Source organism: Mycolicibacterium llatzerense, assembly GCF_000878195.1.
GTDB classification, from domain to species: domain Bacteria; phylum Actinomycetota; class Actinomycetes; order Mycobacteriales; family Mycobacteriaceae; genus Mycobacterium; species Mycobacterium llatzerense.
On record NZ_JXST01000071.1, the window covers coordinates 1 to 16,309 of the forward strand.

16 protein-coding genes, 4 tRNA genes and 1 pseudogene are annotated in these 16,309 nt (G+C 67.3%); 11 read left to right on the forward strand and 10 right to left on the reverse strand.

The window, feature by feature from the left end; genetic code table 11:
• Positions 1 to 85 precede the first annotated feature (85 nt).
• The 3 genes from TL10_RS28495 to TL10_RS28505 all read right to left on the reverse strand — a co-directional run bounded on the left by TL10_RS28495 (position 86) and on the right by TL10_RS28505 (position 368).
• Positions 86 to 159: transfer RNA gene (locus TL10_RS28495), tRNA-Phe, on the reverse strand.
• A gap of 25 nt (positions 160 to 184) precedes the next feature.
• Positions 185 to 261, reverse strand: a tRNA-Asp gene (locus TL10_RS28500).
• Between the two features lie 34 nt (positions 262 to 295).
• Positions 296 to 368: transfer RNA gene (locus TL10_RS28505), tRNA-Glu, on the reverse strand.
• A 164-nt stretch (positions 369 to 532) separates the two neighbouring features.
• Between TL10_RS28505 and TL10_RS28510 the strand changes: the two genes are divergently transcribed.
• A tRNA-Lys gene (locus TL10_RS28510) sits at positions 533 to 608 on the forward strand.
• A gap of 50 nt (positions 609 to 658) precedes the next feature.
• On the forward strand, positions 659 to 1,123 hold the full coding sequence (locus tag TL10_RS28515) for a PaaI family thioesterase (protein WP_081936496.1): 465 nt from the start codon (positions 659 to 661) through the stop codon (positions 1,121 to 1,123).
• Positions 1,124 to 1,133: 10 nt separating this feature from the next.
• Here the strand turns inward: TL10_RS28515 and TL10_RS28520 are convergent, their stop codons facing one another.
• Positions 1,134 to 1,856 carry a MerR family transcriptional regulator gene (locus TL10_RS28520; RefSeq protein ID WP_052506575.1) on the reverse strand — a complete coding sequence of 241 codons (723 nt, stop codon included), beginning with the start codon at positions 1,854 to 1,856 and terminating at the stop codon, positions 1,134 to 1,136.
• A gap of 80 nt (positions 1,857 to 1,936) precedes the next feature.
• On the opposite strand from TL10_RS28520, the gene TL10_RS28525 reads away from it, so the two are divergent.
• The 3 genes from TL10_RS28525 to TL10_RS28535 are packed head-to-tail and all read left to right on the forward strand — an operon-like array spanning position 1,937 to position 5,385.
• Positions 1,937 to 2,728 (forward strand): SDR family NAD(P)-dependent oxidoreductase, encoded by a 792-nt coding sequence (locus tag TL10_RS28525; protein WP_043988307.1) that lies wholly within the window; start codon positions 1,937 to 1,939, stop codon positions 2,726 to 2,728.
• A 32-nt stretch (positions 2,729 to 2,760) separates the two neighbouring features.
• Complete coding sequence (locus TL10_RS28530) at positions 2,761 to 3,750, forward strand: SDR family NAD(P)-dependent oxidoreductase (RefSeq protein WP_043988308.1); 990 nt, start codon at positions 2,761 to 2,763, stop codon at positions 3,748 to 3,750.
• Positions 3,751 to 3,762: 12 nt separating this feature from the next.
• Entirely contained in the window at positions 3,763 to 5,385 is a 1,623-nt protein-coding gene (locus TL10_RS28535; protein WP_043988309.1) for an AMP-binding protein, read from the forward strand.
• A 15-nt stretch (positions 5,386 to 5,400) separates the two neighbouring features.
• Here TL10_RS28535 and TL10_RS28540 read toward each other — a convergent pair whose 3' ends face one another.
• The 4 genes from TL10_RS28540 to TL10_RS28555 form a co-directional block, all read right to left on the reverse strand.
• Complete coding sequence (locus tag TL10_RS28540; protein ID WP_043988310.1) at positions 5,401 to 6,060, reverse strand: cation efflux transmembrane domain-containing protein; 660 nt, start codon at positions 6,058 to 6,060, stop codon at positions 5,401 to 5,403.
• Positions 6,057 to 6,398: an ArsR/SmtB family transcription factor gene (locus TL10_RS28545; protein WP_043988311.1), complete on the reverse strand. Its 342-nt coding sequence runs from the start codon at positions 6,396 to 6,398 to the stop codon at positions 6,057 to 6,059. Before TL10_RS28545 ends, TL10_RS28540 begins: the two co-directional genes overlap by 4 nt.
• Before the next feature lie 54 nt (positions 6,399 to 6,452).
• Positions 6,453 to 7,601 (reverse strand): serine/threonine-protein kinase, encoded by a 1,149-nt coding sequence (locus TL10_RS28550; protein ID WP_043988312.1) that lies wholly within the window; start codon positions 7,599 to 7,601, stop codon positions 6,453 to 6,455.
• A gap of 88 nt (positions 7,602 to 7,689) precedes the next feature.
• A complete protein-coding gene (locus tag TL10_RS28555; RefSeq protein WP_043988322.1) occupies positions 7,690 to 8,694 on the reverse strand; it encodes an oxygenase MpaB family protein in 1,005 nt (334 codons plus the stop codon).
• Positions 8,695 to 8,763: 69 nt separating this feature from the next.
• Between TL10_RS28555 and TL10_RS28560 the strand changes: the two genes are divergently transcribed.
• The 5 genes from TL10_RS28560 (at position 8,764) to phoU (ending at position 14,494) form a co-directional block, all read left to right on the forward strand.
• A complete protein-coding gene (locus TL10_RS28560; protein ID WP_043988313.1) occupies positions 8,764 to 9,351 on the forward strand; it encodes a TetR/AcrR family transcriptional regulator in 588 nt (195 codons plus the stop codon).
• 126 nt (positions 9,352 to 9,477) lie between these two features.
• A complete protein-coding gene (locus TL10_RS28565) occupies positions 9,478 to 10,479 on the forward strand; it encodes an acyl-ACP desaturase (protein ID WP_043988314.1) in 1,002 nt (333 codons plus the stop codon).
• Positions 10,467 to 11,648 (forward strand): tRNA dihydrouridine synthase DusB, encoded by a 1,182-nt coding sequence (gene dusB, locus TL10_RS28570; protein ID WP_267884360.1) that lies wholly within the window; start codon positions 10,467 to 10,469, stop codon positions 11,646 to 11,648. The genes TL10_RS28565 and dusB overlap by 13 nt, the downstream gene beginning before the upstream one ends.
• Positions 11,649 to 11,650: 2 nt before the next feature.
• The gene (locus TL10_RS28575) at positions 11,651 to 13,744 is read left to right on the forward strand and encodes an LCP family protein (RefSeq protein WP_043988316.1); all 2,094 of its coding nucleotides are present in this window, start codon (positions 11,651 to 11,653) and stop codon (positions 13,742 to 13,744) included.
• A gap of 78 nt (positions 13,745 to 13,822) precedes the next feature.
• On the forward strand, positions 13,823 to 14,494 hold the full coding sequence (gene phoU / locus TL10_RS28580; RefSeq protein WP_043988317.1) for a phosphate signaling complex protein PhoU: 672 nt from the start codon (positions 13,823 to 13,825) through the stop codon (positions 14,492 to 14,494).
• Positions 14,495 to 14,497: 3 nt separating this feature from the next.
• Here phoU and TL10_RS28585 read toward each other — a convergent pair whose 3' ends face one another.
• Positions 14,498 to 15,010, reverse strand: coding sequence for a MarR family transcriptional regulator (locus tag TL10_RS28585; protein WP_043988318.1), 513 nt, complete (start codon positions 15,008 to 15,010; stop codon positions 14,498 to 14,500).
• A 76-nt stretch (positions 15,011 to 15,086) separates the two neighbouring features.
• Between TL10_RS28585 and TL10_RS28590 the strand changes: the two genes are divergently transcribed.
• The gene (locus tag TL10_RS28590) at positions 15,087 to 16,061 is read left to right on the forward strand and encodes a quinone oxidoreductase family protein (protein ID WP_043988320.1); all 975 of its coding nucleotides are present in this window, start codon (positions 15,087 to 15,089) and stop codon (positions 16,059 to 16,061) included.
• 121 nt (positions 16,062 to 16,182) lie between these two features.
• Here TL10_RS28590 and TL10_RS30810 read toward each other — a convergent pair.
• Positions 16,183 to 16,309: pseudogene (locus tag TL10_RS30810) on the reverse strand (IS5 family transposase); the annotation flags it as partial.

Consider the following 16,309-nt stretch of genomic DNA (forward strand, 5'->3'; position numbering starts at 1 on the left):
GGGCGGCTGCGGCGGGGGCGGCTGACGATCACGGCACGCGCCCCAAATACGAGAAAAACCACCCGTCTCCAGGTGGTTCTTGAAGTGGCCAGGGCCGGGATCGAACCGGCGACCTTCCGCTTTTCAGGCGGACGCTCGTACCAACTGAGCTACCTGGCCGGAAGGGCAAGTTGCCTCGCCGTTCTGGCGACCCTGACGGGACTCGAACCCGCGACCTCCGCCGTGACAGGGCGGCGCGCTAACCAACTGCGCCACAGGGCCTTACGCACTGCTTGCTCCGCGTTTCCGCGTTGCGTACCCCCAACGGGATTCGAACCCGTGCTACCGCCGTGAAAGGGCGGCGTCCTAGGCCACTAAACGATGGGGGCCAATCCGAATCTCTTCGGGGGCACTCTCAACGTTTCCGTTGGGAGCTTCGATAGCTTAGGGCACGACTGCCTTACGGCCCAAATCGGCACTACAGACCCCTCGGCGCCGCACAACCGCCCACCCCCGAAGGCTGCCGCGCGGGACGCAGTATCCTGTCTCCCACGCCCCTATAGCTCAGTCGGTAGAGCTACGGACTTTTAATCCGCAGGTCCCAGGTTCGAGCCCTGGTGGGGGCACCACAAGCAGCGAAATCAATGCAGTGCCCGTAGCGGTGGATAGTCTTGGCGACGTGACGAACACCGCCGACGCAGCCCAGCTCGAGTTCATGAACTCGATGTTCGCGACCACCATCCCGTCTGCTCATGGCCTGGGCGTCAGAGTCGTCGAGGTCCGCCGCGGGTTCGCCGCCACCACCGCCCCAATCACGGGTAATGGCAACCACTTTGGCGTGATGTACGCCGGCGTGCTGTTCACCGTCGCCGAGGTGCTCGGCGGGATTCTCGCCCTGACCGCATTCGACCAGAGCCAGTTCTATCCCCTGGTCAAGGACATGGCGATTCAGTACAAAGCACCGGCCAAATCCGATGTGCGGGCGCAGGCCGAGATGAGCGACGCAGACATCGCGCGGATCGAGGCCGAGGCCGCACAGAACGGCAAGTCCGAGTACGTCGTCGAAGCGGTCGTAACCGACGCCGACGGCACGGTCGTGGCCACCACCCAGGCGACCTGCCAGCTGCGCCGGCACGCGAAGTAGCCGACAAGAATTACTTCGCCGGAATCTCCAGCTCCGCCACACGTTCCTGCACCGCCTGACTGATCGCGGCGGTGAAGCGGTCGGCCATCATCTGCGCCGCCAGTGGCCGCAGGTTCGGCACCACCTTGGCGATCCGTCCGAGGTACACGTTGGGGTCCTCAGCCTCCCGAATCCGGCTGAAGACGACGTCCGTCACCTCGTTGGCGAGGGCGTCGATGTGCTTGTCGACGACGCCCGCCAGGCGCCGGACATCCTCGGCCGGAACGTTGGTGTCACGCAGGTTCATGGCCGCACCCAGGACCGACTGCCGGACGCTGAACGTGCCGTCATCCAGGCGCCGGATGGCACCCAGCGCCTCGAGCGTCTGCAGTGCCCGGTCGTCCAACGACAGACCGGCACGTTGTTCGAGTTCCCGTAGGTCCACGGTCTCGTCTTCGGCCGGGCTCCACGGCGTGAGAAGTGCCGCACGGACGGCGAGGTCATGGGCCGTCGCGCCCTCCGGCAGCCGCGCCAGCACCTTGGTGATCGCCGCCAGGGTGTAGCCGTGCTGCTGCAGCTGCTGCACCAACTCGAGCCGAATGCGGTGCGGCGCACCGTAATAGGCGAGGCGTCCGCGCCGCTCGGCCGGCGGCAGCAGGCCACTCTCGTTGTAGAAGCGGATGGTCCGCACCGTCGTTCCGGTGCGTGCGGCGAGTTCGTCGATGGTGAATTCCTCGACTGTGACATCTGTCATTCCACGAAGTATAGACACCAACATTCATACTGTGCCAGTGTTACTGGCACAGTCACACGTCGACATGAAATGAGAGCCACATGACTCTGCCGAAGCCCTCTGGCACCACCGAGGTCGTCATCACTGGTGCCTCGTCCGGAATCGGAACCGAACTGGCCCGGGTGCTCGCCGCCCGCGGCTACAGCCTCTTTCTGGTCGCACGTCGCCAAGACCGGCTCGACGCCCTCGCCGAGGAACTGCGCGCCGAGCACGGCGTCGGCGTCACGGTGCGGCCGTGCGACCTCGCCGATGCCGCGCAGCGCCAGACCCTGATCGAGGAGCTGCGCACTCGGCCCGTCGCCGGCCTGGCCAACTCCGCCGGCTTCGGCACCAGCGGCGCCTTCCACACCCTGCCCATGGATCGCGAACGCGAGCAGGTCGAGCTCAATGTTGTTGCGCTGCAGGAACTCACCCACGCCGTCCTGCCCGGCATGGTCGAGCGCGGCGCCGGCGCCGTCCTCAACGTCGCATCCGTCGTCGCATTCCAGCCCATGCCGTCGATGGCGACCTACGGGGCGTCCAAGGCGTTCGTCAACTCGTTCTCGGAAGCCGTGCACGAAGAGCTGCGCGGCACCGGCGTCTCCTGCACCTCGCTGTGCCCCGGACCGGTCCCCACCGAATGGGCCGAGGTCGCCTCGGCCCACGAGTTCAGCCTGCGACCGGCGCAGGTCTCCCCCGTCGACGTCGCGACCCAGGCCGTCGACGGCATGCAGGCCGGCGCCCGGCAGATCGTGCCCGGCACCGTCGTGAAGCTCATGGCCATCACCGGCTCGATCACTCCCCACGCCCTGCTGCTGCCGGCCCTGCGCCTGGCCCGCCGGGCTCTGGGCTGACCACCAACCACACTCAAGAAGGGACCCCTGCCGTGAACCTCTCCGACATCACCGCACTGGCGACCAAGCCCGTCGCCGCCGTCACCGCCAAGCCGCTGGCCGTCTTCGCCAGTGTCATGAACACCCCCATCAAGACCCGCCCCATCTACCTGCAGACGGTGGTCGACGCCATCACCGGCTACACCCTCGAGGACGCCGTCGCCGGCAAGATCGTCGTGATCACCGGCGCCTCGGCGGGCATCGGTGAGACCACCGCCCGCCGCATCGGCGCTGCCGGCGGCGAGGTGGTGCTGGTGGCCCGGACCCGGGAGAACCTGGACCGCGTCGCCGACGACATCCGCGCCGACGGCGGCACCGCGCACGTGTACCCCTGCGATCTGAGCGACCTCGACGCCATCGGCGCCATGGCCGACCAGGTGCTGGCCGACCTGGGCCGCGTCGACATCCTCATCAACAACGCCGGCCGCTCCATCCGCCGCTCACTGGAGCTGTCGCACGATCGGATGCACGACTACCAGCGCACCATGCAGCTCAACTACTTCGCGCCGGTCCAGCTGATCCTGAAGTTCACGCCGGGCATGCGCGAGCGCGGCTTCGGGCACATCATCAACGTGTCCTCGATCGGCGTCCAGACCAAGCTGCCGCGCTTCGGCGCCTACATCGCCAGCAAGTCGGCACTGGACGGACTGTGCGACACGTTGCAAGGTGAGACGGTGTCGGAGAACATCACCTTCACCACGGTGCACATGCCGTTGGTGCGGACCGCGATGATCGCCCCGACCAAGATGTACGACCGCTTCCCCACCCTCACCCCCGAGCAGGCCGCGGCCACGCTGTGCGACGCGATCATGCACCGCCCGCGCCGGCTGAGCCCGCCGTCGGGACAGCTCACCGCCCTCACCGACGCCCTCAGCCCGCGGCCGTTCGACATGGTGCGGAACAAGGTCTACTCGATGTTCGGCGACTCCGCCGCTGCCCAGTCAGCACCGGAAGATTCCACCGAACCCGTTGCGGCCGAATAGAAAAGGACTGGCATGGACCTGAACTCATTGCTTGCCGAACCGGCCCGGCGGGCCGGCCTCGAAACCCGCGCCCTCGTGGCACTGGTACGGGCCGGCGCCATCGGCGTCGATCTGCCGCACCGGTTGGTGCAGGTCCTCCAGGCACTCGACACCTACGGACCGTTCGGGGCCGCGCCGCGTATCGCCGCGATCCGCCATGGCGCGTACCCGGCGATCGCCGACGAACGAGGCGAGCTGACGTACGCCGAATTCGACGAGGCAGTGGACCGGATTGCCAACGCGTTGCGGCAGCGACTGGCTCCGGGCGACACCGTCGGCATCCTCTGCCGCAACCATCGCGGACCGCTGATCGTGGCGTTCGCCGCGTCCCGCGCCGGGGTCAACGCGGTGTGGCTCAACACGGCGTTCTCGGCCCGCCAGGCCGCAGAGGTCGCGAACCGCGAAGGTGTCGATCTGCTGGTGCACGACGTTGAATTCACCGATCTGGTCGCCGATATCGAGGCCGGGAAAGGCACGTTCGTCGCCGACATCGACAGCGCCACTGACGATCTCGACGCACTCGCGACCGACGCGTCGCCGAAGGCGCCGCCGGCACCGGCCAAGCAGGGCCGGATCATCCTGCTGACCAGCGGCACGACGGGCACCCCCAAGGGCGCGCCGCGCGCGGAACCACGCAGCTTCATCCTCCCGGGTGGTCTCCTGGAACGTCTGCCGATGCGCGCTCGCGAAGCCACCATCATCGGGCCGCCGCTGTTCCACGGCACCGGGCTGCTGATCGCCATCATGACGATCGCCCTCGGCTCGAAGCTGGTGCTGCGGCGCAAGTTTGACGCCGAGCAGCTCGTGGCGGACATCGAGAAACACAGTGCGACGACGGTGTGTGTCGTGCCGGTCATGCTGCAGCGCGTGCTCGGCCTCGGCGACGACACGGTCCGCAGCTACGACACCTCGAGCCTGCGCGCCATCTTCTGCGCCGGCTCTCAGTTGCCGGCCGCCGTCGCCACCGCGGCGCAGGACCTGCTCGGCGACGTGGTCTACAACCTCTACGGCTCAACCGAAGTCGCGTTGGCGACCATGGCGACGCCGGCCGACGTCCGCGAAGCCCCCACCTCCGTGGGTAAGCCGATGCTCGGTTGCCGGATCAAGATCATCGACGACAATGGCAACGAGGTGCCGACGCCCGGGACCGGGCGGATATTCGTCGGCGCGGCAACACAATTCGAGGGCTACACCGGCGGCGGCACCAAAGAGTTCATCGACGGTCTGATGGCCAGCGGCGACGTCGGGCACTTTGACGACAAGGGCCGGCTCTACATCGACGGCCGGGACGACGACATGATCGTCTCCGGCGGGGAGAACGTGTTCCCGGTCGAGATCGAGGAACTCCTGGTCACCCATCCCGCGATCGTCGAGGCATCCGCCATCGGAGTGGACGACGAGGAGTTCGGAAAACGCCTGCGCGCCTTTGTGGTTACCGTTTCCGGCGCCGAAGTTTCGGAGGCGGACCTCAAGCAGTTCGTCAAGGACAACCTGGCCCGCTACAAGGTGCCACGTGAGGTGGTGTTCCTCGACGAGCTGCCGCGCAACCCGACCGGCAAGGTGCTCAAACGGGACCTGGCCAACCGGATGGACTGAGCACCGCCGGCGGGCTCAGTCGCAGCATCCGCAGCCATCGGATACCGCGGCAGGCTTGCGCACCGCCGGCGCACAGCAGACGTCACCCCGCCAGGCGTTGATGCCTTCCTTCACCGCGATCCCGGCAATCACCAAGGCGGCGATCGGGTCGGCCCAGGACCAGCCGAGGACGCTGTTCACCAGCAGGCCGATCAACAACACGGCCGACAGGTAGGTGCACAACAGGGTCTGCTTGGAGTCGGCGACCGCCGACCGCGAGCCGAGCTCACGGCCCGCGCGGCGCTGCGCGTATGACAGCACCGGCATCACGAGCAGGCTCACCGCGGCGAGCACGATGCCGATGGTCGAGTGCTCGGATTGCCCGAATCCCAGCAGGGCCCGGATCGCATCGACGGTGACGTAGCCGGCCAACGCGAAGAACGAGTACGCGATGATGCGCAGTGCGGTCTTCTCGCGCGCTTCAGGGTCGGCCCCGGCGAACTGCCAGGCCACCGCCGCGGCCGAGGACACCTCGATCACCGAGTCCAGACCGAAGCCGACCAACGCCACCGAGGAGACGCGAGCCCCCTCCGACAGCGCGACGACGGCCTCGATGACGTTGTAGGAGATGGTCGCCGCGACCAGCCACCTGATACGCCGCCCGAGCTGACCGCGGCGCACGTCGGTGAGCGTCATTGCCCGCACCCACAGGGCTCGCCGTCTGCGCCGACGCAGGCGCAGTTCGGATCGACCGCCAGCACGAGACCCATGAGGTCGTCCAAAGCGCGGCCGATGCGGCTGTCGGCCAGCTCGTACCGCATCCGGCGGCCTTCCGGCACTGCCACCACCAGACCGCAGCCACGCAGGCAGGTCAGGTGGTTGGAGAGAATCTGCCGGGAGACGCCCAGCTGGTCGGCCAGATCTGACGGATATCCAGGAGTCCCGTTCAGGCTCAACAGGATTCGCGTGCGCGTCGGATCGGACAGGGCATGGCCGAAACGCGACAACGCGTCGGTGTGCCGTGCCGTCGTCATACAAGAACAGTACATCAGTTTCTGTATTCAGAAAATTATGTACTGCGCGCCCGCTCAGTCACCGTGGTGCTTGTTCTTGGGCCCCTTGCCTCGCCCGTTCCCTGGGCCAGTGGACGGAGGGGCATCAACAGCCGACGTCGGGGTCGACGTCAGCGGCGGAGCCGACGTCGAGGTCGGGATCGACTCCGGCGTGCTCGTCCCCACCGGCGCCGGCGGCCCCGCCGGGCGCGACGCGGCGTCGACGATTACCGCGACAACCGTCACCAGCACCGCGATGGCCGCCGCACCCCACAGCAGGAACCGCGAGCGACGCCGCGGAGCAACAACAGGCAGCAGCGACGTCGTCGGATCCGGCAACGGTTGGCCGAGCACCATGGTCTGCGGCCGAGCGGTGGGCACGGCTCCGGACAGGACTGCACGCATCTCGTCGGCGTTGGCGAAACGCATCCGCGGGTCGCGGGTCATCGCCCGTTCGACAGCCACCGCGAGGGCCGGTTCGGCATCGGGCCGCAGCGCGTGGAGCGGCACCGGCTGCCCATCGGCGACGGCGCGGGCCAGAGCGACCAGATTGTCCTGCGGGAAGGGTCGTCGGCCGGTCAGCGCCTCGTATCCGACGACGCCGACGGCGTAGAGGTCGTCGGCGACGGTGGCCGGTCGCCCGGACAGCCGGTCCGCGCTGAGATAGCCCATCGTTCCGACGACCTGGCCGGCCGCAGTGTGGTTCGAGTCGGCACTCTTGGCGATGCCGAAGTCGGCGAGCTTCGCCGCTCCCGAATCAGCCAAGAGAATGTTGCCGGGCTTGATGTCGCGATGCAGGATGCCGGCCGAATGAGCCATGGCCAGCGCCGACAGCACACCGTCGAGGACGGATCGGACGAGGTCTTGCGGCAGCGGACCCGCGGCGATCGCATCCGCCAACGTCCGGCCCGGCAGCCGCTCCATGACGATGTACGGCGTGCCGTCCTGCTCGCCGTAATCGTGGACTGCGACGACGTGCGGATGGTTCAGCCCGGCCGCGGCACGGGCCTCGACCTGGAACCGGCGCCGGAAATCCGGCTGATCGCTGAACTGCGCATAGAGCAGTTTGACGGCGACCGGACGCTGCAGCTGGGTGTCCCAGGCGTCGCGTACCTCGGCCATGCCGCCACGCCCCAGCGTCCCCCGCAACTGGTATCGATCGGCAAGAACGCCCGGGGCTGGCATGGCCCCAACGCTAGTCCTGATGCCGGTCAGCGGACTCCAGCGGCCGCATCGGCATCGCAGACCCCTCGCGCTGCGATGCCGGCAGGCCTCAGTCGACCTGCGGGCAGTAGAAGTTGGGGCTGTCGCGGTACTCGACGGGCGGCAGATTGCGCGCGGGCGTCTGCACCAGCGGTGCGTCGATCGGCAGCCGGCCCGACGCCCGATCCACCGCCGAGCGCTTGCGCGGATGCATCAGCGCCCGCTTGGGGCCGTACTTGGCGGCCAGCGTGATCACCGTGCACAGCCGGTCATGCAGCCGCTGCTGCCGGGGCGACCAGGTGTACCCCATCAACTCGCGCACCGGCTCGTCATACAGCGCCACCGTCATGAAGGTCAGGAACCGCTGCATCACCGACAGGTTCAGCTTCCACAGCCGATCCGGAACCCATTGCAGCGAAGGATGTTTGGGCATCGTCGACAAATCCATCACCGTCGTCGCGGCCCAGTTCTTCTCCAGCACATTGCGGCACATGTGGTCCCAGTACTCCTGGAATTCCTCCCAGCTCTTCGGCACCGGCCGCATGCTCATGCCGTACATGCGATACCAGGTGACATGTTCGTCGAACAGCTGCCGCTTGTCGGCCTCGGTGATACCGCCACCGAACTTCTCGGCCGCCAGCAGCGTCGACTTGAAGAACGTCGCGTGTGCCCAGTAGAAGACGTCGGGGTTCAGTGCGCTGTAGCGGCGTCCCTGCTTGTCGACGCCCTTGATCCCGATGTGATAGTCACGCACCTCGGCGCCCGTCTTGGGCGCGCGGTCACCGTCGAACACCACGCCGCCGATCGGATAGATCGACCGGAGCAGCCGCGGAATGCGCTCCATGAAGAAGATGGAATGCTCCTCCACCGCCGCCCCGAGCTGAGGATGCATGTTCTGCATGGAGCCCGCCCAGGTGCCCTGGAACAGCCCGGTCCATTGGCCGAAGTACTTCCAGGTCAACGAGTCGGGCCCGAGGGGCACTGCGTCGTAGCCGCCGGGCGCGACCGGACAACCGGGTGATGCCTGGGCAGAGTCGCTGGTCACGGGGCATACGTCGGAAGTATTTTGGGTCACCGGCATTCTTTCCTGGATGTCAGCGGGTATCCTGACTACACGCGTTGTCAGCCATAGCCTAGGAGTCACGTGCCTTCCGGTCAACGACAGGGCCGCTGGTCCACCGTCCCACTGGCGGACCGCCCGACACGGCGCCGCGAGGCGCTCATCGACGCCGGCATCGCCGCGCTCGGCCATGCCGCCGGCCCGGCGGCGACCGTCCGCGCGGTGTGCCGGACCGCCGGCCTCACCGAACGCTATTTCTACGAAAGCTTCACCGACCGTGACGATTTCGTCCGCGCCGTCTACGACGAGGTGTGCACGACCGCCATGGCGGCGCTGACGACCTCACAAAACGCCCGCGACGCCGTCGAGCGGTTCGTCACGATGATGGTCGACGACCCGACCCGCGGCCGGGTGCTGCTGATCGCCCCGGCCCAGGAACCGGTGCTGACCAGGTCGGGCGCCGACTGGATGCCGAGCTTCATCGAACTGGTGCAGCACAAGATGTTCCCCGATGGCGACCCCGCCCGCCGGACCCTGGAAGCGACCAGCCTGATCGGCGCCCTGACCGCGCTGTTTACCGGATATCTGGGCGGGAAGCTGCCCGTCACCCGGGAGCAATTCGTCGATTATTGCGTCGACATGTTGCTCAGCCGGGTCCCGTCACGCCAGTAAGACAAGCAAATCCCGAGATAACAGTTCAGATTCACCAGTCCGACATGCGTCACAGCAACTTGATGTCACTACCCGACACAGATACTCTGACTGCTACCAACAGGTACAGATACATCGGGAGGCGCGATGACAGCGGAAATGACCGACCTGCAGCTCCTTCATGAGCTCGAACCGGTCGTCGGGACGCTCATCGACCGGCACATGAACATGCGCAAGGACTGGAACCCCCACGACTACATCCCGTGGAAAGAGGGCAAGAACTACTACGCCCTCGGCGGCCAGGACTGGGACCCGGAGCAGTCCAAGCTGTCCGAGGTCGCCCAGACCGCCATGGTGCAGAACCTCCTGACCGAGGACAACCTGCCGTCCTACCACCGCGAGATCGCGATGAACATGGGCATGGACGGCCCCTGGGGCTTCTGGGTCAACCGCTGGACCGCCGAGGAGAACCGGCACGGCATCGCCCTGCGCGACTACCTCGTGGTCACCCGCAACTGCGATCCGGTCGAGCTGGAAGAACTGCGCGTCGAGCAGGTCACCCGCGGCTTCTCCCCCGGCCAGAACGGACAGGGCGACCTGTTCGCCGACAAGCTGTTCGAGTCGGTCATCTACGTGTCCTTCCAGGAGCTGGCCACCCGCGTCTCGCACCGCAACACCGGCAAGGCGTGCAACGACCCGGTCGCCGACCAGCTGCTGCAGCGCATCTCGGGTGACGAGAACCTGCACATGATCTTCTACCGCGACATCTCCGCCGCGGGCCTGGACATCGCGCCCAACCAAGCCATGGAGGCGCTGCACCGCGTGCTGCGCAACTTCAGGATGCCCGGCTACACCGTGCCCGACTTCCGCCGCAAGGCCGTCGTCATCGCCGTCGGCGGCGTCTACGACCCGCGGATCCACCTCGACGACGTGGTGATGCCGATCCTGAAGAAGTGGCGCATCTTCGAGCGCGAGGACTTCACCGGTGAGGGCGCCCGGCTGCGCGACGACCTGGGCAAGCTGATCGAGGAGCTCGAGGACACCTGCGAGAAGTTCGAAGTCGCCAAGCAACGCCGTCTGGAGCGCGAGCGCAAGGTCGCCGAGAAGAAGGCGATGAAGAACCTTTTGGTGTCGTCATCAACGTCGTAAGTCCACCGCTAGACGCGGCGCCTTCGGCCCGATCCCTTCGGATCGGGCCGATCTCGTTGCGCTCCCCGGTCGTGCTCGCCCCCATGGCGGGTGTGACGAACGTCGCCTTCCGCATCCTGTGCCGCGAGCAGGAGCTGGCCCGCGTGGGCACCGTGAGTGGTCTGTACGTCTGCGAGATGGTCACCGCGCGTGCGCTGGTCGAGCGGAACGCCTCGACCCTGCACATGACGACGTTCGCGCCCGAGGAATCACCCCGCTCGCTGCAGCTCTACACCGTCGACCCGGCCACCACCTACGCGGCGGCCAAGATGATCGTCGACGAGAACATGGCCGACCACATCGACATGAACTTCGGCTGCCCGGTGCCCAAGGTCACCCGGCGCGGCGGTGGCTCGGCCCTGCCCTACAAGCGCAAGCTGTTCGGCCAGATCGTCGCCGCCGCCGTGCGCGCCACAGAAGGCACCGACATCCCCGTCACCGTGAAGTTCCGGGTCGGGATCGACGACGCCCACCACACCCACCTCGATGCCGGCCGGATCGCCGCCGAGGAGGGTGCCGCGGCCGTCGCGCTGCACGCCCGCACCGCGGCGCAGCGCTACTCCGGCACGGCCGACTGGGACCAGATCGCCGCCCTGAAAGCCCACGTCACCGGTGTCCCCGTGCTCGGTAACGGCGACATCTTCGACGCCGACGATGCCCTGCGGATGATGGCCGAGACCGGGTGCGACGGCGTCGTCATCGGGCGCGGGTGCCTGGGCCGGCCCTGGCTGTTCGCCGAATTGTCGGCGGCATTCAACGGGCAGCCTCGCCCCACTCCGCCTACCCTCGGCGAGATCGCGAACATCATCCGCCGCCACGGCCAGCTCCTCGCCAATCATTTCGGCGAGGAAAAAGGCATGCGCGACATCCGCAAGCACGTCGCCTGGTACCTGCACGGCCTGCCCGCCGGCACCGACCTGCGCCGCGCACTGGCTCTCGTGAAGACCCTGGCCGAGCTGGATGAGCTCCTCACCCAACTCGATTCGGATGTACCTTTCCCGGACTGCGCCGAAGGCCCACGAGGCCGGCAGGGTTCACCGGGTTCGGTGGTGCTGCCCGAAGGCTGGCTCGACGATCCCGACGACTGCACGGTGCCGTTCGGCGCCGACCTGGTCAACTCCGGCGGGTAGACGTGAGCGACCGCGACCGGACCACCCCCGGTGAGGGTGACGGCGATGCTGCCGGCGAGAACCCCTGGGTAACGCGCACGACGCGGGCCTCAGGGCCGGTCCGGGCGCCGTGGGAACGGGCCGGTCACCTGCCGGATCAACCGGACGACGAGGTCACCGGCCACCACGGCGGCGGTGGTGTCACGGTCGCCGAACTCATCGCGCGGCTCTCGGGTGGCTCAGTGCCGCCGGCGCAGGCCAGCGAAGCGCCCTCACCACCCAAGACACCGGCGCCGCGGCAGCCTGCCCCGAAGCCGGTACCCCCGCCGCGTCCCGCACCGAAGCCCGAGCCCGTCAGCCCGGCGCCGGCGGCCGAGGCGCCTGCGCGCCCCACGCGCCGTCTGCCCGAATCCGACCCCGCCACAGAAGTCTTCGGCGCGCTGGTGCCGTTGGCCGACCCGGTCGAGCTGCCCGAGCGGCCGCGCGCCGTGGTGCGCACCGACGTGCGGAACTACATCGACCATCCGGAGCGGCCGACGCATGCCGACGCTCCCCCGCCCGTCGATCACCACACCCGCCATCGGTTCGCGGTGGCAGGTCGCGTCATCATCGCGCTGGCCGCCGTCATCGCGCTCACGATGACCGGTGCTGCCTGGCAGTGGCAGAACATCAAGAACAACAGCATGAACCGGGTCTCGGCGCTGGACCTCAACTCCCGCGACATCGTCGACCCCAAGGCGCAGTTCGGCGACGAGAACTTCCTGATCGTCGGCGTAGACAGCCGCTACGGCCAGAACGCCGACATGGGTGCCGGTACCACCGAAGAGGCGGGTGGCGCGCGCTCCGACACGATCATGCTGGTGAACATCCCGGCGAACCGCAAACGTGTTGTGGCGGTGTCGTTCCCGCGCGACCTGGCCATCAAGTCGACGCTGTGCGAAGCCTGGGATCCGAAGACCGGCGCCTACGGACCGATCTACGACGAAGACACCAAAAGCTATGGGTCCGAACAGGTTTACACCGAGACCAAGCTGAATTCGGCCTACTCGTTCGGTGGCCCCAAGTGCCTCGTCAAGGTGATCCAGAAGCTCTCGGGCCTATCGGTAAACCGGTTCATGGCAGTCGATTTCGCCGGCTTCTCCAAACTCGTCGATGCCGTCGGCGGCGTCGAAGTCTGTAGCCCCACGCCCCTCGAGGACTACGAGCTGGGCACCGTGCTGGACCACTCCGGCCGCCAGGTCATCGACGGTCACACCGCGCTGCAGTACGTGCGCGCCCGCCAGGTCACCACCGAGGTCAACGGCGACTACGGCCGGATCAAGCGCCAGCAGATGTTCCTGTCCTCACTGCTGCGGTCCATGATCTCCAAAGACACCTTCTTCAACCTCGGCAAGCTCAACAACGTCGTCAACCTGTTCATCGACGACTCCTCGGTCGACAACGTCACCACCAAGGATCTCGTTCAGCTGGGCCAGTCCATCCAGGGCGTCAGCGCGGGCCGCGTCACCTTCGTCACGGTGCCCACCGGCGTCACCGACTCCGAAGGCAACGAACCACCACGGGTCGACGACATGCGCGCGCTGTTCGACGCGATCATCAACGACGACCCGCTGCCCGAGGAGCGCAACGCCGACAGCACTCCGGTGCCCAGCACGTCGGCCGCACCGAGCACCACGTCAGCCAACTCGGACGCCGAACAGGTCAACACCACGACGACCGATCCGAGCCAGGTGACGGTCCGGGTGTCCAACTCGACCGGTCAGGACGGCCTGGCCGCGACCGCGACCAAGGAACTCGAGCAGCACGGCTTCACCGTCACCTCCCCGGACGATTACCAGGGCCAGGTGACGTCGACGACGGTGTTCTTCTCCGCGGGCCACGAACAGGCGGCCGCGACGGTGGCGTCATCGCTGCCGAACGCGCACGTCGAGCGGGTGTCCGGCCTGGGAGACGTGGTGCGCGTGGTGCTCGGGACCGATTTCACCTCGGTGGGCACCCCGGCAACCAGCGGCTCAGCGGCCCAGATGCGGGTGACTCATGGCAGCCTGTCCGGCGAGCCCACCAAGCTGCCGGAGGACCTCAGCATCACCAATGCGGCCGATACCAGCTGCAAATAGCATCTGCCCTATCCCATTCACCGGGCGTTCATTGCCAGATCACGGCATGTCCAAGGGCCAGAAAGTAGGCTGGAGCGCATGCGTACCGCGTACCACGAGCAACTTGATAGCCTCACCAACCGCCTGGGCGAGATGTGCGGACTGGCCGGCGTTGCCATGGAGCGCGCGACCCAGGCCCTGCTGCAGGCCGATCTGGTGCTGGCCGAGCAGGTCATCTCCGACCACGAACAGATCGCCGCGATGAGCGCGCACGCCGAAGAGCAGGCGTTCGTCCTGCTGGCTCTGCAGTCGCCCGTCGCCGGTGACCTGCGGTCCGTCGTCGGCTCCATCCAGATCGTCGCCGATGTCGACCGCATGGGCGCGCTGGCACTGCACGTCGCCAAGATCGCCCGCCGGCGCCACCCGCAGCACGCGCTGCCCGAGGAGGTCAACGGCTACTTCGCCGAAATGGGCCGCCTGGCAGTCGAATTGGGCAACACCGCACAAGAGGTGCTGCTCACCCGGGACCCGGAGCGCGCCGCCCGTATCCAAGAAGAAGACGACGCGATGGATGACCTGCACCGTCATCTGTTCAGCGTGATGATGGACCGCGAATGGAAGCACGGCGTGACTGCAGCCGTCGACGTGACGCTGCTGAGCCGCTTCTACGAGCGCTTCGCCGACCACGCGGTCGAGGTCGCCCGCCGGGTGATCTTCCAGGTCACCGGCCGTTTCTCCGACGACAGCGACGGCCTGCCCACCATCCGCTAGGTTTCACGCCTGCTCGGCCGGCACCAGGCGCACGCCGTCCCGGCCCGCGGCCAGCAGGTCCTGCAGCATCTTCGCCAGCACCGACAATTCCGCGGCGGTGTAGCGCGACAGGAAGTCGTGCCGGCCGGCATCCATTTCGTGGTGCATGCGCTGGTGCACCTCGATGACCAGCTCCCCGTCTGCGGTGGGCGTCAGCTGCAGCTCCTTGCGGTTGCCCGGCACCGGCGAGCGGGTGACCAGACCGGCGTCGACCAGGCGCTGCACGTGTTTGGACACCGTGCCCTTGAGTTGGTCGGCGCGGGCGGCCAGGCCGACCACGCTGATCGGGCCGTCGGCGAGTACCGCCAGCAGATGCAGGCTGAGCGTGGGTAGTTCACGCGCGGTGCGTTCCAGCCGCGGTGGGCAGTGTTCGGCGAGGTAATCGCGCTCGGCATCGGCCTCGTCGGTGTCGAACTTGCCCCCGACCGCACCGACCAGCGCACCGATCTCGGTGATCAGCGCTGATTTGGTTTTCACGGAAACTATCTTGCCATCCGGGTCGCGTCAGGCATATAGTTTCCGCAGAAACTATATGGCGAGCCGAGGAGCACACATGAAGGCAGCGGTCGTGCACGAGTGGGGCCAGCAGCCCCGGTACCTGGATTTCCCCGAACCCTCGCCGCGCGACGGTGCCGTCGTCGCCGCGGTGGAGGCGTCTGCGCTGACCAACCTCAGCCGCATGGTGATCACGGGAAAGCACTACAGCAGCAAGGAAATTCAGCTACCCGCCATCGCCGGAGTGGACGGCGTCGTCCGCCTCGATGACGGAACCCGGGTGTACACCGGGTCACTGGCACCGTACGGGTTGATGGCCGAACGCACCCTCGTCGTCCCGGCCGACGGTGTCCCGATACCCGAGCACGTCGACTCGGTTACGGCCGCCGCGGTACCCAATCCCGGCATGTCGGCATGGATGAGCCTGGACTACGCCGCACAGACCAAACCCGGCGACCACGTACTGATCCTCGGCGCCACGGGCGTCACCGGGTCGCTGGCCGTGCAGTTGGCCAAGTTCGTGTTCGGGGCGGGGCGCGTCGTGGTGGCCGGCCGCAACCCCGAGCGACTGGGCTGGCTCCGCACCGTCGGAGCCGACGACGTCATCGCGCTCGGAACCGACGATCTCACCGAAACCGTTGTGGCCCAACACTCGGCACGACCGTTCGACGCCGTCATCGACTACCTGTGGGGCACGCCCGCACAGCAGACCCTGGCAGCCCTGGCGGCCGCGCATTCGTCGACGCATTTCCACGCCACCCGCTTCATCCAGGTCGGCTCGATGACCGGCGCGAGCATCAGCGTCGACGCTGCGACGTTGCGCAGCACCGGGATTACCCTCCAGGGCGTGGGCATCGGCAGCGTCCCGCCCGAGGCCCTGCTGCGCGCCCGCACCGAAGGCCTGCCCAGGCTGTTCGCCATGCTGGCGGCCGGCGAACTTCAATTGACCACCGCCGCCCGCCCACTGGCCGACATCGAAAACGTCTGGGCGGCAAAGGAACCCTCCGGCACCCGCGTCGTCATCACGCCCTGAGGGTCGCCACCTCCTCGCGAGCAGACGCAAAACTGTCGTTTTTCGCTTGAAAACGACAGTTTTGCGTCTGCTCGCGAAGTTATCCACAGGGCTGGAGACCCGATGATGGCGGCATCGTGGCCTAGGGCGTGTCTCCCAATTTGAGAGTTCCCACGCGGGAGTGGATGACGGCGCAGGCCAACAAGACACCGCCGAGGTAGGTCAGGGCATATTTGTCGTAGCGGGTCGCAACACCGCGCCACTGCTTG